The 18723-nt window shown below is 60.0% G+C and carries 16 protein-coding genes; 9 read left to right on the top strand and 7 right to left on the bottom strand.

Features of this window, described 5'->3' with window-relative positions; translation table 11 throughout:
* The first annotated feature begins 356 nt into the window (after positions 1-356).
* Positions 357-1562, top strand: coding sequence for a DSD1 family PLP-dependent enzyme (locus HGO40_RS00495; protein ID WP_250961511.1), 1206 nt, complete (start codon positions 357-359; stop codon positions 1560-1562).
* A gap of 28 nt (positions 1563-1590) precedes the next feature.
* Here the strand turns inward: HGO40_RS00495 and HGO40_RS00490 are convergent, their stop codons facing one another.
* The 4 genes from HGO40_RS00490 to HGO40_RS00475 all read right to left on the bottom strand — a co-directional run bounded on the left by HGO40_RS00490 (position 1591) and on the right by HGO40_RS00475 (position 5862).
* Entirely contained in the window at positions 1591-2808 is a 1218-nt protein-coding gene (locus HGO40_RS00490; RefSeq protein ID WP_250961430.1) for a multidrug effflux MFS transporter, read from the bottom strand.
* A 235-nt stretch (positions 2809-3043) separates the two neighbouring features.
* Complete coding sequence (locus HGO40_RS00485; protein WP_250961429.1) at positions 3044-3970, bottom strand: sugar ABC transporter substrate-binding protein; 927 nt, start codon at positions 3968-3970, stop codon at positions 3044-3046.
* An 81-nt stretch (positions 3971-4051) separates the two neighbouring features.
* Positions 4052-4843, bottom strand: a complete 792-nt coding sequence (locus tag HGO40_RS00480) for a TIM barrel protein (protein ID WP_250961428.1) — start codon at positions 4841-4843, stop codon at positions 4052-4054.
* The gene (locus tag HGO40_RS00475; RefSeq protein WP_250961427.1) at positions 4840-5862 is read right to left on the bottom strand and encodes a Gfo/Idh/MocA family oxidoreductase; all 1023 of its coding nucleotides are present in this window, start codon (positions 5860-5862) and stop codon (positions 4840-4842) included. The genes HGO40_RS00480 and HGO40_RS00475 overlap by 4 nt, the downstream gene beginning before the upstream one ends.
* A 184-nt stretch (positions 5863-6046) precedes the next feature.
* Between HGO40_RS00475 and HGO40_RS00470 the strand changes: the two genes are divergently transcribed.
* Together HGO40_RS00470 and HGO40_RS00465 are read left to right on the top strand one after the other, a co-directional pair.
* Complete coding sequence (locus tag HGO40_RS00470) at positions 6047-8047, top strand: sigma-54 interaction domain-containing protein (RefSeq protein ID WP_250961426.1); 2001 nt, start codon at positions 6047-6049, stop codon at positions 8045-8047.
* A gap of 97 nt (positions 8048-8144) precedes the next feature.
* Positions 8145-9215, top strand: a complete 1071-nt coding sequence (locus HGO40_RS00465; RefSeq protein ID WP_250961425.1) for a M28 family peptidase — start codon at positions 8145-8147, stop codon at positions 9213-9215.
* Here HGO40_RS00465 and HGO40_RS00460 read toward each other — a convergent pair.
* The gene (locus HGO40_RS00460; protein ID WP_284738959.1) at positions 9212-10081 is read right to left on the bottom strand and encodes a LysR family transcriptional regulator; all 870 of its coding nucleotides are present in this window, start codon (positions 10079-10081) and stop codon (positions 9212-9214) included. The two genes, HGO40_RS00465 and HGO40_RS00460, sit on opposite strands and share 4 nt — an antisense overlap.
* A gap of 127 nt (positions 10082-10208) precedes the next feature.
* Here HGO40_RS00460 and HGO40_RS00455 point away from each other — a divergent pair, with 127 nt between their 5' ends.
* Both HGO40_RS00455 and HGO40_RS00450 read left to right on the top strand, forming a co-directional pair.
* Positions 10209-10823 carry a DUF1989 domain-containing protein gene (locus HGO40_RS00455; protein ID WP_250961423.1) on the top strand — a complete coding sequence of 205 codons (615 nt, stop codon included), beginning with the start codon at positions 10209-10211 and terminating at the stop codon, positions 10821-10823.
* A gap of 43 nt (positions 10824-10866) precedes the next feature.
* Positions 10867-11808, top strand: coding sequence for a LysR substrate-binding domain-containing protein (locus HGO40_RS00450; RefSeq protein WP_250961422.1), 942 nt, complete (start codon positions 10867-10869; stop codon positions 11806-11808).
* Here the strand turns inward: HGO40_RS00450 and HGO40_RS00445 are convergent.
* Both HGO40_RS00445 and HGO40_RS00440 read right to left on the bottom strand, forming a co-directional pair.
* Positions 11753-13153, bottom strand: a complete 1401-nt coding sequence (locus HGO40_RS00445; RefSeq protein ID WP_250961421.1) for an amidase family protein — start codon at positions 13151-13153, stop codon at positions 11753-11755. The genes HGO40_RS00450 and HGO40_RS00445 overlap by 56 nt on opposite strands.
* Positions 13154-13191: 38 nt before the next feature.
* A complete protein-coding gene (locus tag HGO40_RS00440) occupies positions 13192-13860 on the bottom strand; it encodes an FMN-dependent NADH-azoreductase (protein ID WP_250961420.1) in 669 nt (222 codons plus the stop codon).
* A gap of 332 nt (positions 13861-14192) precedes the next feature.
* Here HGO40_RS00440 and HGO40_RS00435 point away from each other — a divergent pair, with 332 nt between their 5' ends.
* The 4 genes from HGO40_RS00435 to HGO40_RS00420 all read left to right on the top strand — a co-directional run bounded on the left by HGO40_RS00435 (position 14193) and on the right by HGO40_RS00420 (position 18721).
* A complete protein-coding gene (locus HGO40_RS00435; RefSeq protein WP_250961419.1) occupies positions 14193-15623 on the top strand; it encodes a purine-cytosine permease family protein in 1431 nt (476 codons plus the stop codon).
* Between the two features lie 38 nt (positions 15624-15661).
* Entirely contained in the window at positions 15662-16213 is a 552-nt protein-coding gene (locus HGO40_RS00430) for a VOC family protein (protein ID WP_250961418.1), read from the top strand.
* 84 nt (positions 16214-16297) lie between these two features.
* Entirely contained in the window at positions 16298-17086 is a 789-nt protein-coding gene (locus HGO40_RS00425; RefSeq protein WP_250961417.1) for a creatininase, read from the top strand.
* Between the two features lie 216 nt (positions 17087-17302).
* Complete coding sequence (locus tag HGO40_RS00420) at positions 17303-18721, top strand: LLM class flavin-dependent oxidoreductase (protein WP_250961416.1); 1419 nt, start codon at positions 17303-17305, stop codon at positions 18719-18721.
* Positions 18722-18723: the final 2 nt, after the last annotated feature.

Here is an 18723-nt window from a genome sequence, read left to right as displayed (position 1 = left end):
GAGGTGAGTGGCAACGGGCATCAGCCATGAACGGCGGCATTGGCGGCTGGGCTGCGGTCGCAAGCTTGCCATTGCGCAGGTGAATATGCCATCAGGGTATCTTTGGAAAAAGCTCGGGGGCTCATAAACGCGTCGCGCCAGTCGTTGCCGCTCTCCAAGGAGGGCACCGCTTTTGGGCATCGGCAAAGCATGGCCGCTAAAGCCCCCTTTCTGGCCCCGCATAACCTCAACGATGGCGCAGCGCTGCCGTAACGTGCACCTGATTGCGCACGTGGAGGGGCGTCCTGATGAACCGTAGAACCTTTATGCTCGGTACCGCGGGAGTGGGGGCCTTGATGGCAGGGGCGGGGGCGCTGTTGCGGCCGAGCGACCGGGGCGGTCCCTACAACGATTACTTCCGCGCGTTGAATCAGGAGTTGAAGACCCATGGGCCGATGCGGCCCGTGATGCTGATCGACCTCGACCTGCTCGCTCACAACATCAATGTGGTCATGCAATCGGTCAAACGTGCCGGTAAACACTTGCGCCTGGTGGAAAAATCCCTGCCGTCACCGGGGTTGCTGGCGTATATCGCCAAACGCACCGATACCCGGCGGCTGATGTCGTTTCACCAGCCGTTCCTCAACCACGATGCGCTGACCTTTCCCGAGTCTGACATCTTGCTTGGCAAACCCCTGCCGGTACGCTCGGCCGAGTTGTTCTATCAAACCCACAAAGGCGCCTTCGACCCTGCCAGGCAACTGCAATGGCTGCTCGACACTCCGCAGCGGCTGATGGATTATCGGGCATTGGCCCAGGGCCTGGGCATTCGGATGCGGGTCAATATCGAGTTGGATGTCGGCCTGCACCGCGGCGGCGTGTCTGATCAAGCAGTGCTCGGCGAGATGCTGACGCTGATCAGCGCCCATGGGCAGCATCTCGAATTTGCAGGCTTCATGGGGTACGACCCGTTTGTCGGCATGGGCGTGCCCCGGGTGCTCGGTTCGTCCCAGGCCTTGTTCGACCAGGTGATGGTCATTTACAACGGTCATGTGAAGTACGTGCGGGAACACTTCCCGGCGCTTTGGCATGATGGGCTCACGCTCAATACCGCCGGCAGCCCCAGCTACCGCATGCATGAACAGGAACGCTTGAGCGGCGAAGTCTCGGTGGGGACGGCATTCCTCAAGCCGACTCATTACGACCTGCCATCCCTGGCCGAGCATGTGCCGGCGGCCTTTATCGCAACGCCCGTGTTGAAGAGCACCGGCCCGGTGAATTTCCCCGCCCTGGATGGCAAGTCCCGATTGTTCTCCTGGTGGGACCCGAATCAGCGCGGGACATTCTTCATCTACGGCGGCAACTGGATGGCCGAGTTCGAGTCTCCCTCGGGGCTGCAAAGTAACGAGCTCTACGGTCGCAGTTCCAACCAGGAAATGGTCAACGGCTCGCCGACGGTAGGGCTGAATGTCGAAGACCAGGTATTTTTAAGGCCAACCCAGACCGAATCCGTGCTGCTGCAATTTGGCGATTTGCTGGCCGTGCGCGGGGGGAAGATTGTCGAAACCTGGCCCGTGTATTGATTGTTGCCTGCGACGTGTTTGGCCATGATCAAATCTTGCCTCGCAGCAGAAACAACACCAGTGCGACCAGGCAGGCCGTCGCCTGAATCCCACCCAGCGTGGTCATCGGCGCGAAGCTCAAGACCGAGGCCAGCCAGGTGGCCAGCGCAGCCGCCCCCATGGAAAGAAACCCCAGCAGGGCGGAGGCCATCCCGGCTTCCTTGCCGAAAGGGCCCATGGCAATGGCCGTGCCCAGTGGATTGGCCAGGCCCATGCCCCAAAGGAACGTGACCATCGAAAGGGCATACCACCACAGCCCGGGCTCGGTCGGACCGACCAGAAGCAGGCCGCCTCCCATCATGGCGCAGGTTATGCCCAGCAGCGTGACGATCCGGGCGCCAAGACGATGGGCCAGGCGCGGCGCCGCCATGCCGGCGGCGAACACCACAAAGACCGTCGAGGCGAAGTACAAACCGGTCTGCACCGACGTCAGGCCGAGGCCTTGCATCAGGATGGCGGGCGCCGCCGCGAACGAGGCGAACAGGCCGCTCAGCAGCAGGCCCATGGACAGGGCCGGGAGGATGAAGCGCTTATCCACTGCCAGTCGGCAATAGGCGAGTACCACGCTCCTGGCCGAGTGGGGTGCGCGGCGATCGGCGGGATGGGTTTCCCCCAGGTCGCGCACGTAGAAAAACGCCAGTGCAACAGCGGCCAGTCCCACCAGGATGAAGATGGCACGCCAGCCGAGCGTGACGGCCAGGACACTGCCGGCCAGCGGCGAAAAGCCCGGTGCCGCGGCCGTGGCGATCATTGTCAGCGACAGGGCGCGGGCGAGCGTCTCGCCTTCGAACAGATCCCGGGCAATGGCCCGCGACAATACCGAGGCTGCGCACACGCCCAGTGCTTGCACGACGCGTCCGGCGATCAGGACGTCGAGGGTGCTGGCAAAGCCGGCGATGACGGTGCCGACAACGAACACCGACAGCCCGCCCAGGACCAGCTTCTGGCGTCCGTAGCGGTCGGCCAGTGGCCCGACCACCAGTTGGCCCAAGGCGAAGGTGATGAAGAAGCTGGACAGCGTCAGGCCGAGCTCGCGAGCGGTCACGCCCAGGTCTTCACCGATCGCCGCGAACGCCGGAAGGATGATGTGGGTGGAGAGCATGCTGATCGCCGCCTGGCCGGCGAGCAGCGCGACGATTCTGCCGGTCAACGGTTGGCTGGAGGTGTGTTGCGTACCGGCAATCGCCAATGAAGTTCGGGCTTGCATACGTCATTTCCTGCGCATGTGATTGACGTGGACAAAACGCTGATGCCCAACGCGCCGACTTCAATTCGCGAAGCCGCCGTCGAGTTGATATCCACATGATGATCGTAATATTCTTCAAATATGATGATCGTCATCTCAATCGTCAAGCTAAATATCGGGAATGCGCAGGTGGGGCTGATGAGGGGCAGTGTATTGCCCCCCTTGCCAGCGTCATGGCGATGTATCAAGTCGCCGGTTATTTGTAATGTTGCTCGAACACTGCCAACTGCTCAGGCTTGATCAACTGGAAGGGCACCCAGACGTCCGTTTCCACCGGCTCGCCCTTGATCATCTTGAGGGCTGCCTGCACCGCGCTGGTCGCCTGGGCCTTGGGGTCCTGGAATACCGAGGCGACCAACATCCCGCGCTTGATCGCCGCCAGGCCGTCCGGCAAGCCGTCGATGCCGACAATCGCAACCTCGCCCTTGGTTTTGCCGGCCTGCTGCAAGGCCATCGCTGCACCGCTGGCCATCTCGTCGATGTTGGCGACGATGGCATCGAAACGACTCCCGGCCATTAACCAGTTGCTGGTCAGGTCCATCCCTTTGTTGCGCTGCCACTCGGCACTTTGCTGCTCGACGATCTTGATCCCGGGATAATCCTTGAGCACCTGTTTGACGCCTTCGGTGCGGTCGTGGGTAGCGTTTTGCGCCAGGTCGCCCATGATGATCGCCAGGTTGCCCTTGCCGCCGAGTTTTTCGGCCAGGTAGCGCATTTGCAGTTGTCCGGCCTCGATGTCATTGGAGGCCACGGTGACGACGCCTTTGGGCAAGGTGCGCTCGTCCGGATGGCGGTTGACGTAGACCAGCGGCGTTTTCGCATCGACCGCGGCACGGGTGATGTTGGCGGTGGCGGAGGTGTCCACCGGCAGGACAATGACCGCGTCCACTTGCTGGTTGATGAACCCCTGGACCTGGTTGAGTTGGCGCACCACATCGCCCTGGGCGTCTTCGAACTGGATTTGCACGTTTTCCTTTTTCGCGGCCTCGTCCAGGCCGTTACGTACGTAGGTCATGAAGTTGTCGTCGACCCTGGCGATGCTGACGCCGATGCGATAGTCGGCGGCGGCCCATTGGCTGAACAGCAACAGCAGGGTGGCGAAAAGCAGTGTGCAACGACGCATGATGGTTATCCTTTTGTTGTTATGGGTTGAAACGTCACCAAGAACTGAAAATCTGCCGCACATGTTGAGTGCGTCGGGGCTTTATCCATCAAGCGTGAAGGCCTGCCTGAAACGCTCGAGCGCGACCTCGCTGTCACTGCTGGCCCAGCCTTCCAGGCCGACGACACCGCTGTATCCCATGCCGAACAAGGCCCTGGCAATCGCGGGGTAGTGGATTTCACCGGTGCCGGGCTCCCTGCGCCCCGGGACGTCGGCCACTTGGATTTCGCCGATGGCGCTGCCGGCGCGCTGGATCAGTTCGATCAGGTTTCCTTCGCCGATCTGGGCATGATAGAGGTCCAGGTTCATTTTCAAGTGCGGGCTGCCCACGGCCTCGATCAGCGCCAGGGTGTCGTCTGCGCGGGCGAAAGGCGTGCCCGGGTGGTCGACCTCGGTGTTGAGGTTTTCCAGCAGGAACACCCGGCCCGCGTCTTCCCCCAGGCGAGCGATTTTTTCCAGCGTCTTGCAGGCGCTCAACCACATGCGGCCGGTGGTCTGGGCCACGGGTTTGACCGGCAAGCCCTGATCGCCCAGGCCGGTGCCGTGCAGGTTCAGGCTTGGGCAACCCAATTGAGCGGCGACGGCCAGGGATTCCTGGGCGCTGTCGAGCAACTGTCGGATATCGTCGGGGTCAGTCAGGTTGCCCGACAGGTAGCCGGTCATAGAGGTGAAGTCCGCGCCCGTCGCCACGAGGGCCTGGATGTCCTTGGTCGCCCAGTTCCATATCTCGACGCTGAAGCCCAGCGCGTGGATGCGTCTGACCCGTTCGGTAAAAGGCAGGTCGAGGAAGACCATCTCGGCGCTGATCGCCAGTTTGAATGGGATGAAACTCATGACAGCGCTCCTTGCACGCGCACCGTCTTGCCCTGTTGGAAGGACTCGATACAGGCGCGGGCAATGGCCAGTGCTGCCCGGGCATCTTCACCGCTGGCCAGGGGTTTTTCGCAGCTGCGCACACATCTGGCGAAGTGTTTGAGTTCGGCCACGTAGGCATCTCGCAGCAAGTCGGTGTCCATGCGCTGGGTGTCGGCCTGCACACCATTGGCCAGGTACCGCAGCAAGTCGGAATCGTTGACGTTGCCCATGGTCAGCATGCCGGCGCTGCCGAACACTTCGCCGCGGACATCGTAGCCATACACGGCCTGGAAATTGGCCTCGGCGGTGGCGATGGCGCCATTGTCGAAGCGGATCGTGACCACTGCGGTGTCGAGAAAACCTTTGTCCTTGTAGGCAGGGGCGATCAGGGCATCGGCCATCACAAAGACTTCAACCGCCTCGGCGCCCGGGTTCAGGTAGCGCAGGGTGTCGAAATCATGGATCAGGGTTTCGAGGAATATCACCCATTGCGGCGACGCGGCCGGGTTGTTCAGCGCCGGGTCCCGGGTCAGTGAGCGCAGCAGTTGCGGCGTGCCGATCCGGCCGGCCATCACATCCAGATGAGCGGTGCGAAAGCTTTTGGCAAAGCGTCGGTTGAAGCCGACTTGTAGCGTCACTTGTGCATCGGCAGCGGCGGCGATGGCGCGATCCGCTTCGTCCAGGGTGATGGCCATCGGTTTTTCACAGAACACGCTTTTGCCGGCCCGGGCCGCGCTGATCACCAGCTCGGCATGGCTGCGCGCCGGCGCGGCAATCAGCACGGCGTCGATGTCCGGGTCATCCAGCAACTGCTGTGGATCGGTATAGACCTTCTGCACGTCCAGTTCTGCCGCCAGGCGTGCGGCTTGGCCGGGGGTAGGGGCGGCGATGGCGGCGAGGCACGCGCCAGGGATGTGCCGGGCGGCGGTCAGACCGTGGAAACTGCCCATGCGGCCGGCACCGATGAGGCCCAGGCGGAGGGTCTTGGATGTGCTCATGAATATGACTCCCTTTATTGTTTTTACGACTCGGCGGCAAGAATGTCCTCGTCTGTTCATGCAGGGAGCAAGTGCTGTGCCAATAGTTAACTTATTGATATTTAATGGTTTTTATTTGAATCAATGTTCATGTCGATGACATGTCTATACTGACATGTCGAAAATATGAACATGTGGCCGAACCATGGATCAGCAACCCCTAGCATTGAGCGACGAAGACCGCGATTACCTCACCACGCTTGGCCCAGCGTCGTTGAACGACGGGCCGGGCACGGCGCTGGAGGAGGCCTGGCGAGCGTGCTGGCAAGGGCAGGCCGAGCGCCCCGTCGGGATCCGCCGGGGGCTCTGGGAGTCCTGGTTGCGCAGCGTCAGTGCCGGCCGCGATCCGGAAGACGGCGCGTACCGTTTTGTCGCGCCCGCCGACCTGACCGCGACGCTGGCGGCCAACCGGGTGCTGAGCGCTGCGGCGGCGCAAGTCATGCGCGGTTTGCTCGCCTATAACCCCAGGGGCCATATCAACCTGACCGATGCCGAAGGCACCACGTTGTACTTCTGCGGCCTGGACCTCACCCCCATTGGCAGTCGACTGCTGGAGTCGGTGCAGGGCACCAATTGCACCGGGCTGGCAATCGTCGAAGATCGCGTGGTGTATGTGCTGGCCGAGGAGAATTTCGGCCTTGGCCTGCGCCAGCGCCGCATGCATTGCGCCGCCGCGCCCATCCGCGATGCCCAGGGCCGGACCCTGGGCATGTTGACCTTGACGGCCGAGCCAGGCTGGTTTCATTTCCATACGCTGGGCACCGTCCAGGCCGCGGCCGAGGCTGTCTCCAGGCAGATGACCCTGCAGGCCTTGCTGGAAGAACAACAGACCGTGCTTGAGGTGCTCAACGAGGGTTTGGTGGTATTGGATGAGCGCGGCTGCATCAAGGCCCTCAACCATTACGCCCGGCAGTTGTTTCGCGTCGGCCATGACCTGCTCGGCAGTCCATTCCAGAGCCTGGGGCAGAGCGAATTGACCGATGCGGTCCTGCTCGGGAGCGGTGACGGGGTGCGTGACTTGGACTGTACCTTTGAACTGCATGATCGCAGCCATCTGGCTTGCCTGGTGTCGGTCTGCCCGCTGGCGCAAGGCGGGCGGATCGTTTCGTTGCGCGAGAACCGACGCATCCGGGAAATCACCCGGCGGATCATCGGCACCCAGGCCAGCTACACCTTTGAAACCATCCTGGGCCGCTCGCAGGCGATCCAGGATGCAATGCACTTGGCGCGGATTGCCAGTCGCAGTGATTCGACCACGCTGATCCTCGGCGAGAGCGGCACGGGCAAGGAGCTGTTCGCCCAGGCCATCCATAACGCCAGCGATCGTCGTGGCGGGCCTTTCGTGGCGGTCAATTGCGGCGCGATTCCGCGAGACCTGGTGCAAAGCGAGCTGTTCGGTCATGTCGAAGGCGCTTTCACCGGGTCGGCTCGCGGTGGGTCGGCCGGCAAGTTCGAACTGGCCGACGGTGGGACGATCTTCCTCGACGAAATCGGTGACATGTCCTTCGATGCGCAGGTCAGCTTGCTGCGTGTCCTGCAGGAGGGTGAGGTGACACGGGTGGGTGCGAAAAAATCGCTGCGGGTCAACGTGCGCATCATCGCTGCCACCCACCGCAACCTGAGCCAGGCGGTGGCCGAGGGGGCTTTTCGCGAGGACCTTTACTACCGGCTCAACGTGCTGAACCTGACGGTGCCGCCATTGCGGATGCGTCGCGAGGATGTGCCGTTGCTGGCGCGGCATTTTCTCGCGCGTTGTGCCCGGTCGCTGCGCAAGACGATGCAGGACGTTTCGCCAGCGGCGCTGGATTTGCTGGGTGCCTATCACTGGCCGGGCAATGTCCGTGAGCTGGAAAACGTCATTGAACGGGCGACGAACCTGGCAATGACCGAACTGATCCAGCCGAGTGACCTTGCGGTGGAAATCAGGCAGCGCGGGCGACCCTCGATCTGGGCAAGTGTGCCAGAACCGCGGACGGCGCCGGACCTGGGCACCCATGAAATGAACGCGATCATTGCCGCCCTCAAGGAGACGCGCGGAAACATCCGCCTGGCTGCCCAACGGTTGAACGTGTCGCGCGGTGGTGTGTACAACAAGATGAATCGATTCGGACTCAAGATCGAAACGTTCCGTTCGGGGCTGGATTGACCTGTCATGACCGAGGGAATACCGATTTGAACGGACGGGAAGCGGGTGGGGTCTACGCTGTTCAACGGTCGTGACGGGAACCTGTCTGATGCCTCCAATGAGTATTCAGTCTTTGCTCGAAGAATTGCTTCTGGCCCGCGGCCCCGGCGGGCAGGAAGATGAAGTCCGGGAAATATGTCTCAGGGAACTGGGCAAGCACTGCGATGAGGTCGTTGTCGACGAGGCCGGCAACATCCGGGGACTGATCAAGGCGTCGGATGAGTCTTCGCAAGCACAGCCCATCAGGGTCATGGCGCACCTCGATGAAATTGCCATGATCGTGAAGAAAACAAGGCCCGACGGTAACTTGGAAGTCGTGGCGCTGGGCGGTGCCCAGCCCATCTGTTTTGGCGTTTGTCCGGTCGACATACTCGGCGATAACCAATGCCTGCCCGGCGTACTGTCTTATGGTTCCATGCACAACACCGGCGGCTCCGCCCAGGGGCGGGATGTGCTGTCAGGGGCGGTGCAGTGGAGCGATGTCCATGTCATCACCCGCTGTTCCCAGGAGGAGCTGACCGCCGCCGGAGTCCGGCCCGGCGTGCGCGTGGTGCTCAGCCGGCACTGGCGCCAGCCGTTCCAGGTGAAAGACACGGTCGCCGCCCACTTCCTCGATGACCGGGCGCCCCTGGCGGCCGTAATCACCACCGCGCAGCAGCTGAAAAACAAAAGGCACGCGCTCAAGCAAGATGTCTGGTTTGTCTGCACGACGCTTGAGGAAGAGTCCAACGCCGGTGCGCTCTACGCCGCGGCCCGCGTGCCGGGTGACACCACCATCGCGGTCGAGGTGGGCCCGGTATTGGAGGAGTATGGAACGGTGTTATCGGCAGACCCGATTATCAACACGGGGGATCAAAAGGGTTATTACACCCGCTCTGTCGTGGATGCCCTGGTCAAGGCTGCACAGCGCTCGGGCTATCACCCACAAGTTGCGCTCCTGGTCGATTTCGCCTCCGATGCGAGTGCGATCATGAGTGCGGGAGTGGCCGCGCGAGCGGGGTGCATCGCCATTCCAACGGAAAATACCCATGGCTTTGAAATGGTGCTCCATGAAGGCATCGTTGCCTGTGCGGCGACACTCACTGAGTACCTGCTTGACCCTTCGGGGATGAGTACGACGCACTCTTAAAGGTGTTCTTTAAGGTAGTGGATGAATGCTCGCGCCAACTGTGATGGCTCCTCCTGTGTGGGAAGCAATAGCGCAATTTCGTATCTGATCGCTGGTGAGAAGGGCTTCAGGACAAGATGGCGAGTGAAGGACCGGCTGACCACCGGATCGACGATCCCCACCCCCAGGCCGGCGCCGACCAGTTCGCAGGCTGTCGAGAAAAACTCTGTCTCGGCCACCACGTTCCAAGATGATCCATAAGCCGAAAAAGCCATGGCCAACTGCTGATAGGTAGGATCGCCCTTGAACAGCGACACGATCGGTACGCCATCCAGGTCTGCCGGGGTAATCACGTCCAACGCTGCGAGAGGGTGACCCATCGGCATCATGCATTGGCATTCATACGAAATTACCTCCATGTTGGAAGTCGGGTAATCGAGCGGCAATTCGGCGATGGCCAGGTCGAATTGCTGCGTTGTCATCAGGTCCCGGACCGACTGGGAGTTGCGGTTGATGATCTTGAGTTCCAGCCCTGGGCGCTCTTTCGCGAACTCGGCCATCAATCGTGGCAGCAGATGGATCGAGATGCTGGCATAGGCCGCGACTGCCAGGTGGCCGCGGTTTCCTGTTCTGATTTCCTTGGCGATGCGATGGGTTTTTTCCACCGCTTCCAGCGCACGCTCAGCCTCGACGAAAAATAATCGGGCTTCAGGTGTGGGTTGCAAGCGACCGCCTTTGCGCACGAACAGTTTCAGGCCGGTCTCATGCTCCAGATTGGCGATGGTGCTGCTGATGGCCGGCTGGGAAATGTTCAAAAGCTCTGCGGCACGGGTCATCGTGCCGTGGATCATCAAGGTCCTGAAGCACTCTAGCTGCCGGATTCGCATGGGCCTACCCTATAAATTCAACTTATACCGAGGCCACTTTATATTATTGGTTTGCGGTTTTGCGCTGTGTTTTCCTTGATGGCAGGTACTCGGCCGTCGGCCTTTGTCTTGCGAGGAAAACAAGAACATGAATGCAGTAGATACCCTTCCCAGCACAGAGCTGGTCCGCTTGCCTGCCCGGCGGGGTGTTGCGCTCCGGTTGCAACGGGGGCAAACCCTCAAGCTCATCAACACCCATGGCAAGCAGGTCGTCGACACCTGGGCGTTCAACCCGGATGATCTCTGCGAAGTCATGTCGATGGAGCACAGTCGGCCTTTTTGGTTGAAGCTGAACCCGTGCAAGGGTGACAGTCTCGTGACCAACAAACGCCGGAAAATCCTCACGCTTGCGCAAGACACCACACCCGGCGTGCATGACACGCTGGTGGCCGCCTGCGATCCGACGCGTTACGTACAGTTGGGTGTCGTTGGTCATCACGACAGCTGCAATGAAAACCTCTTCCTGGCCCTGGATGCCCTTGGCCTGGTGGCGACCGAAACCCCGAGTCCCTTGAACCTGTTCATGAACGTGCCGGTTCATCGGGACGGGCGCATCGAGTTCGCCGCGCCGGTCAGTGAGCCTGGGCAGTATGTGTGCCTTACGGCGGAAATGGATGCAATTGTGGTGCTCTCTGCTTGTCCCCAGGACATTACTGTCGTAAATGGAATGGAGCCCCGGGACGTTCACTATTGCATCCTCTGAATCCGCTGCACGCAATACCCGTCCAGGTTGCCAGGAGACCATCATGCGCAAGATACCCCCTCTGAATTCGGTGCGAGCGTTCGAAGCGGTTGCACGCCACCAGAGTTTTTCCGTGGCAGCGAACGAGCTCTCCGTGACAGTCGCCGCGGTCAGTCATCAAGTCCGGCAATTGGAGGACGGGTTGGGGCAAAAGCTCCTTGAGCGGGGGCGGACGGTGACCCTCACGCCCGTGGGCAAAGCCATCTATCCGCTGTTGCGGGACGGCTTCGACCAGATTGCCCAGGCCTTTGCCCTGATAAATGGGGCAAAGGAGGGCGATGCGATCCAGGTGTCCACCACGCGCGCATTCGCGGAACGATGGCTCATGCCGCGCCTGGCGAAGTTCAACGAGATCTATCCGAACATCCTGGTGTCGATCCACGCCTCGGAGAAACTGGTGGATTTGCGTTCCGAGACTATTGACCTGGCGATTCGATATGGTCCAGTCGAGGCCGGTGTGCGAGGCCCAGTGCTGTTCGAGGATCGGTACATCGCCGTCGCGGATAAAAGCATCTGCCCAGTCGAGCGCACGGCAACGATCGACGACTTTCATAATCGACCGCTGCTGGCGTTCAAATGGAAGAACCAGGCTCTCGAAGCTCCCTCTTGGTCAGCCTGGCTGGCCCGGGCCGAACACGGTGCCTCCCGGGACCTGCGCACCTCCTGGTACAGCGAGGAAACGCTTGCGCTGCATGCAATGGAGTGCGGATTAGGCCCCTTGCTGTGCAGCAATGTATTGATTGGCGATGAGCTTCGCTCTGGTCGGATTCGACAGGTGGCGGGCCCGGCCTTGGCCGGGTTTACGTACCACTTGGTAGAAGATAGTCATTGCAATCCTCGCCATAGCCTTTCGTTATTCAGGGAATGGCTTTTGGGCGAGGCAACATCGTTCAGGGAACATACGCTTGATGAGATGGCGGGGCGTCAAATGGCGCTGACGTCCTGAAACCTGAGGCGGATAAGCTCGATTCCACCGCCAGGGCTACGCTGAGTAGGTGATCGTCGTGATCCCGGGTTGTCGAAAACAGGGTCGAGGTGGCAAACCCGGAACTGTCCCTCCCAGATGGGATTGCCACGCCCGGCATATCCAGCAGACTTCCAATCATGGTGAGTGACAGGGTCTCAAGGTTCACGGCGGCAAAAAGCACATCGTCATCCTCCAATGGCGCCCTCGGCGGTGCGACATGCTTGACCGTCGGCATCACCAGGATGGCACCGTCGAGTTCGTTTTCGATTGCAGCCATCAACTCCATGCGCAGATGTCGGATCCTGGCTTCGGTGGCAGAGTCGATGTCCTTGGCCGAGCGCAAGCGAGCCTGCACGCGCCTGTCCATTCGCACACCTTGTGGACCTTCCACGATCGGGCCGAGAAGGCGCCAGGCTTCTATCGCCCCCAACCAGCCCGAGCGGGTAATCAGTTCACGGGTATGGGCGACTGCGGCTATCGTTCGATACTCCACCCGCGCACCGGCCTCACGAAGCCGTTCCATCATTGAGACAAGGTTGTGCTGTACCGCAGGCTGCAGCGCTGGATCAATCATCACGCCGTCATCGACCACAAAGCGCAGATCTGCAAGGTTGGCAGCCCGGAGGGCCACGCTTGCGCAACCTCGCATCAGCGCATCGAACGTCGCACAATCGGCCACGGTATGGGCAAAAGAACCCAAGCTATCCAGCGTGACGGCAAGCGGGTGCACACCCTCCATGCAGTAGCGGCCCGTGGAAGCCTTGTAGCCAACCAAGCCATTGAACGCCGCTGGAATGCGAATCGAGCCTGCGGTGTCAGTGCCGATGGCGCAGCTGACGATGCCCTGTTGAACCGCAATCGCCGAGCCGGACGAAGACCCACCAGGAACTCGGCTGTCGTCGGTCGCGGGATCGGAAACCGGCGTTCCAAAATGAGGATTCAGGCCCAGGCCGGAATAGGCGAACTCGGAGAGATTGGTTTTACCCATCGGGATCATCCCCTGCGCCGTGAGGGCTGCGATGACGGCTGCATCCTTGGTCGCCATGGGCGCGTTGACACGAGTAAAGGAGCCGGCGGTCGTCCGACTGCCCGCGACGTCCAGCAGGTCCTTGACCGCATAAGGGATACCGTCAAAGGCGCTCAACTGAGTCCCGTTCTGCCACCGTTGGGTTGATGCACCAGCGTCATTGATGGCGCGTTGTTCCAGTGTGGAAATGAATATGTGCTTCGAGTTATTGGCCGAGGTCAATGCAGACTCGATCAATTCATCCGGCGTGGCATGGCCCAGTCTCAAGCGCTCGGCAATTTGCAGCATCGTGATCATGATTGTCCCATCGTTGGTGTTGGCGGCGATACGTGGCATCAAGCCGGAGACAGCTGGCTTTGCCGTGCCTCGACCATTTGCCTGGCCAGGACCGGAACGGCATCGAACGCGTTCGCGATGGAGGCTTCATGGCGAGCGTCGCCAAATTCCTGGTAATCGATAGAGATGACATGGGTTTCATCCACGCCCAAGTAATGCGCACAGGTTTGAATGTGCGTGTCCAGATGGTTCATGGCCTCACGAACGCCACCAGGACCAAATCCAAACTCACCCCGGGAAGACAAAATGACCAGCTTCTTGCCGCTCATGATGGGTTCCAACGGGTAGTCGCCCCGGTCGAGGTCGAATGTGAAAGTCTTGCCGATACGAATCACTTTGTCGAACCAGGACTTGAGAGCGGCCGGCATCCCGTAGTTGTACATCGGCGTACCGATCACGATGATGTCGGCCCGGTCGATTTCGTCGATCAGTTCATCCGAGAGGCGAATTTCCTCGCGCTTTTCTGGCGTCATGTGTTCTTCGGGCGTAAAAACTGCGGCGATCCAGGCTTCGGTCACGAAGGGAGGAGGGTTGTGCCCAACGTCACGGGCGATGATTTGCGCCTTGCCATCATGTTCGATCCAGGCTTCGACAAACGCCTGGGACAGTTTACGGCTTAGGGAGCGGTCGGAGCGTGCACTGGCATCAATATGAAGAAGGGTGGTCATTTCGTGATTCCTGTTAATCCTGAAGTGGGATGACTTCAGCGACTGCAACAAGTTGGCCATGACCCTCGCTGCTTCGGCTATTGATATTTCTTTGAAGGGGATCAAATAAAACTCAACGAGCGATTATTATTTGTCGGGTGAATTGAAATGTTTCCATTTTTTTGACATTGAACGGGTATTTCATGCCCGGATGAATGACACGCTTGAAAAAAATTTAATCCGGCAATTTTTCTAAAGGGTCGTTTAGTTATCGTCAATTACATAAAAATACAGACCTCGCTTTAATGGCTCGGGGCGATTCACGTGGTCGCCGGTCAGCGAGGAAAATAATAATGTCAATGCGTCGCGAATCTGAAAGAAACTTAACGAACGAGGCCAACTACGATGCGCTGGGTATTGAGCCGGTGCCCGATAGCCATCGTACTTCCACACCGCTGGACCAGTTCTGGATCTGGGCCGGGGCGAATGTGGCGCCGATCAATTGGGTGCTGGGGGCAATCGGTATCCAACTGGGCTTGAGCCTGATTGAAACCCTGCTGGTGATTATCGTCGGCAACCTGTTGGGTGCCGCCCTGTTCGGTGCCATCTGCATCATGGGCCACCGCACGGGAGTGCCGCAAATGGTGCTTTCCCGGCTGGCCTTCGGCCGACGCGGTGCCTACTTGCCAACCTTCATGCAGATATTGATGCCGATGGGCTGGGTCGCTACCAACACATGGATAGTCTTGGACTTGGCGATGGCGGCCTTGGAAAAGATCGGCATCAGCGGGGGCATGGAGCTCAAGTACGGTATCGCCTTGGGCGTCATGGTCATCCAGGTGGGTATCGCAGCCTGGGGCTTCAATGCCATCAAATGCTTCGAGCGCTACACCATGCCGGTGATCCTGCTGATCATGGTGGTGATGACCGGGCTCGCCTTCACTGAGGTGGATATCCAGTGGCAGGCCTCGACCGTCGAGGGCATTGGCAAACTGTCGGCCATGAGCAGCCTGATGACGGCGATCGGGATCGGCTGGGGCATCTCCTGGCTGGTGTACGCCTCGGATTACACCCGCTTCACCCAGCGCAAACTCTCCGATGGCCAGGTATTTCGCTCGACATTCCTCGGCATGTTCCTGCCTACCGTATGGTTGGCCTTTCTTGGCGCTGCCATTGCTTCCGCGGGCGCAGGCTCGGACCCGGCCCAACTGATCATCGCGGTGTTCGGCACCATGGCGTTGCCGGTACTTCTGGTGCTGCTACATGGTCCGGTGGCCACTAACATCGTGGTCATCTATTCGGCGGCACTGGCAACGTTATCGTTGGATCTGCGAGTGCCACGCTGGGTTGTTTCAACCGTCTCGGGCGTGGTCGCGCTGTGCATCCTCTATCTGTTCCTGCAATCAGGTGAGTTCGTGCATACCTTCGAGAACCTGATGGTCTTCTTCGTGGTATGGATCAGTCCGTGGGCGGGTATCACGCTGGTTGATTTTTTCCTGATTCGCCGTGGTCAGCTCGATCTTCAATCGCTTTATTGTCATCACTTGGAAAGTGCCTGCACGGACGTGAACTGGAAAGGCTTGTTTGCACTTGCCGCTGGCGTACTGGCGGCCTGGTTATTCCAAGTCGGCACCATTAAATCACTACAAGGTCCTCTTGCAATGGCATTGGGCGGTATTGATCTGTCTTGGTTGGCGGGGTTTGCCGTCGGTGGCGGTATTTATTATGTGTTGCACCGATCCCGGCAGGTCGAGGTTATTCACTCGTCGGCCATGGCTAAGTAAAAAACCCATGTTGTTATTCATTAAGCGAGGTTGTGCAAATGTCTCATCTTGAACAAACCAATATATTGGCGGCGTTGAGCGGCGGTGCCGAGATCGATGCGTTCCTGGGCAATGTCGTGGAAATCGCGATCGTGACGCGTGACCATAAGCGCACCATGGATGGCTTGCTCAAGCTGGGGATCGGCCCGTGGCGCGTCTATACCTTCAGCCCGGAAAACACCCAGAACCAGACTTACCGCGGTGAGCCGGCCGATTTTGTACTGAAAGTCTGCTTTGCGCAATCCGGAAACATGGTCTGGGAATTGATGGAGCCTGTTTCCGGGCCGACGATCTTCGCTGATTTCCTGGACAAGCATGGCGAAGGCATCCAACACGTCGCGTATGACTGCAACAACATCCCGTTTGAAGACCGCATCGCTGAACTGGAGCGACGTGGCTTCAAATGCGTGCAGTCAGGTTCCTGGATGGGCGTGAATCATTTCGCGTTCTTTGGCACCGAGGCCGACACCACCACCGTGTTTGAAACCTATGCATTTCCTTCCGATTGGGATTATCCGGAGCCAGAGTCGTGGTACCCGCCGCGCGCATAAGCCCATGGGGCATCACCTCGGCGTTGATGGCTGTCATGCGCCGAGGTGCTCGCCACTTTGAAATGACCTCAGGAGGACAACTTCATGAACAATGTTCGGATGGATAACATCAGTTGGGTCGATTATGAGCATCGGGTGCAATCAGGTGCCGTGGTGTTCCTGCCCATCGGCGCAACGGAGCAGCATGGGCCTCACTTGCCGCTGGGAACCGATGCCCTGCTGGCCAGCGCCATCAGCGAAGACGTGGCCAAGGCAATCGGCGGCATCGTTGCGCCGACGTTGTCCTATGGCTACAAATCCCAGCCCAAGTGTGGCGGCGGGCAGCACTTCTGCGGCACAACCAGCGTGGACGGTGCAACCCTGGTCGCCATGGTTCGGGATGCCATCCGTGAGTTTCATCGCCACGGTGTGAAGCGGCTGGTGCTGGTGATCGGTCACTATGAAATCCAGTGGTTCGTGACCGAGGGCATAGAGCTGGCAATGCGCGACATCGGTCCGGACAGCGGGCTGGAAGTCATGCGCCTGGAGCACTGGGAGTTCGTCAACCCGCAGACACTCGACAAGATCTTTGTGAATGGATTTCCGGGAATCGCCTTGGAACATGCGGCGGTCATCGAAACCTCGATGATGCTGCATTACTACCCAGAGATGGTTGCCCTGGACAAGATTCCTGACCATGGACCGGCCGAATTCCCGGTCTACGATATGTACCCCACGCGAATCGAATGGGTGCCTGCGAGTGGTGTTCTGTCCTCTGCGCTGGGTTCCAGTGCCGACAAGGGAAAGCTATTGGTGACCGACGTCACCAGCGGTATTGCCCAGGCGGTCCAGTCAGAGTTCGGGCTCACGGTGTCCAGTCTCCGGATCGCTTAGTGCGTTGATCGGACCTTGGTGGACGTGTTCTCCCGCCTATCACTGTCCGCCAGCGGACAGTTGATCAACAACGCTGTCCCCGTACAGGCATTTCCATCGAATGAATGAGAGTCTAACTAACTGTAAATAAACGAATTATCACTTGGCACGAATCGTGTTGATAGAGCAGTGAGAGGCACCGGGAAAGGGTGCCGAGCCTATCGAGCAGGAGTCCCCATGCCCCGTGAAATTCGTTTCAATGCTTTCGAGATGAACTGTGTCGGTCACCAGTCGCCCGGTCTCTGGAGGCATCCCAAGGACCGCGCCTGGCAGTACAAGGACCTGGATTATTGGACCGACCTGGCCAAGCTGCTGGAGCGTGGCAAGTTCGACGGTATTTTCATTGCCGATGTGATCGGCATCTACGATGTGCTCGGTGGCAATGGCGATGCTGCCATCCGTCAAGCGACCCAGGTGCCGGTCAACGATCCGCTGGCATTGATCACGCCGATGGCCCTGGTGACCGAACACTTGGGCTTCGGCCTCACGGCCTCGCTGACCTTCGAGCACCCTTACCCCTTCGCCCGCCGCCTGTCCACGCTGGATCACCTGACCAAGGGGCGCATCGGTTGGAACATCGTCACCTCTTATCTCGACAGCGGGGCGCGGAACCTCGGGCAGGCGGCACTCAGCGATCACGCTGCGCGCTATGACTACGCCGACGAATACCTGGAGGTGCTCTACAAGTTGTTCGAAGGCAGGTGGGAGGAGGGTGCGGTGCTACGCGACCGTGAGCGCGGCGTTTTCAGCGACCCGAGCAAGGTCCACGAGATCCGTCACCAGGGCAAGCACTTCCAGGTGCCGGGCATCCACCTCTGCGAACCGTCGCCGCAGCGCACGCCGGTGCTCTATCAAGCGGGGGCGTCGAGTCGTGGCAAGGACTTCGCCGCCGGGCATGCCGAATGTGTGTTAGTTGCGGCGCCGTCCAAGGTGATCCTGAAGAAGACCGTGGCCGATATACGCCAACGCGCTGCCGAGGGCGGGCGCGATCCGCGCAAGGTGCTGATCTTCAACCTGCAGACGGTGATCGTCGATGAGACCGACACCAAGGCGCAGGCCAAATGGCGCGAACTGAAATCCTACAGCAGCTACGAGGGCGCGCTGGCGCTGATCTCCGGCTGGACCGGCATCGACTTCGGTCAGTACCGACCCGACCAGGTGCTCAAGCACATCCATACCAACGCTATCCAATCGGCCGTGGAAACCTTTTCCACCGCCGACCCGGACAAGCAGTGGACCGTCCAGGAGTTGGCCGATTGGGTCGGCATCGGCGGCTTCGGCCCGTTGATTGTTGGCAGTGCGCAATCCGTGGCCGACGAGTTGCAGGCGTGGGTCGAGGACACCGATGTGGACGGCTTCAACCTGGCCTACGCCCTGGCCCATGAAACCTTCAGCGATGTGGTTGAGCTGCTGGTGCCCGAGTTGCAACGGCGCGGTGCGTACAAGACCCAATACCGCCCGGGCACCCTGCGGGACAAGCTGTTCGGCGATGGCCCGCGGCTGCCCGCCAACCACCCGGGCGCAGGCTATCGGGACTTGAATCGCCTGGCCCGGCGCTCCCGCCTCCCTGAGCCGGCCTTGGTTGGCGAGGAGTAAGC

It is taken from the genome of Pseudomonas sp. CG7 (assembly GCF_023701885.1).
Taxonomy (GTDB): Bacteria; Pseudomonadota; Gammaproteobacteria; order Pseudomonadales; family Pseudomonadaceae; genus Aquipseudomonas; species Aquipseudomonas zanjanensis.
Note: the sequence above shows the minus strand (reverse complement) of the source record. Positions and strands in the feature narration are given on the sequence as shown.

Coding starts and splice junctions, on each gene's coding strand:
- HGO40_RS00490 (WP_250961430.1), bottom strand. CDS start 2,808: ATGCAAGCCCGAACTTCATTGGCGATTGCCGGTACGCAACACACCTCC.
- HGO40_RS00485 (WP_250961429.1), bottom strand. CDS start 3,970: ATGCGTCGTTGCACACTGCTTTTCGCCACCCTGCTGTTGCTGTTCAGC.
- HGO40_RS00480 (WP_250961428.1), bottom strand. CDS start 4,843: ATGAGTTTCATCCCATTCAAACTGGCGATCAGCGCCGAGATGGTCTTC.
- HGO40_RS00475 (WP_250961427.1), bottom strand. CDS start 5,862: ATGAGCACATCCAAGACCCTCCGCCTGGGCCTCATCGGTGCCGGCCGC.
- HGO40_RS00470 (WP_250961426.1), top strand. CDS start 6,047: ATGGATCAGCAACCCCTAGCATTGAGCGACGAAGACCGCGATTACCTC.
- HGO40_RS00465 (WP_250961425.1), top strand. CDS start 8,145: ATGAGTATTCAGTCTTTGCTCGAAGAATTGCTTCTGGCCCGCGGCCCC.
- HGO40_RS00460 (WP_284738959.1), bottom strand. CDS start 10,081: ATGCGAATCCGGCAGCTAGAGTGCTTCAGGACCTTGATGATCCACGGC.
- HGO40_RS00455 (WP_250961423.1), top strand. CDS start 10,209: ATGAATGCAGTAGATACCCTTCCCAGCACAGAGCTGGTCCGCTTGCCT.
- HGO40_RS00450 (WP_250961422.1), top strand. CDS start 10,867: ATGCGCAAGATACCCCCTCTGAATTCGGTGCGAGCGTTCGAAGCGGTT.
- HGO40_RS00445 (WP_250961421.1), bottom strand. CDS start 13,153: ATGATCACGATGCTGCAAATTGCCGAGCGCTTGAGACTGGGCCATGCC.
- HGO40_RS00440 (WP_250961420.1), bottom strand. CDS start 13,860: ATGACCACCCTTCTTCATATTGATGCCAGTGCACGCTCCGACCGCTCC.
- HGO40_RS00435 (WP_250961419.1), top strand. CDS start 14,193: ATGTCAATGCGTCGCGAATCTGAAAGAAACTTAACGAACGAGGCCAAC.
- HGO40_RS00430 (WP_250961418.1), top strand. CDS start 15,662: ATGTCTCATCTTGAACAAACCAATATATTGGCGGCGTTGAGCGGCGGT.
- HGO40_RS00425 (WP_250961417.1), top strand. CDS start 16,298: ATGAACAATGTTCGGATGGATAACATCAGTTGGGTCGATTATGAGCAT.
- HGO40_RS00420 (WP_250961416.1), top strand. CDS start 17,303: ATGCCCCGTGAAATTCGTTTCAATGCTTTCGAGATGAACTGTGTCGGT.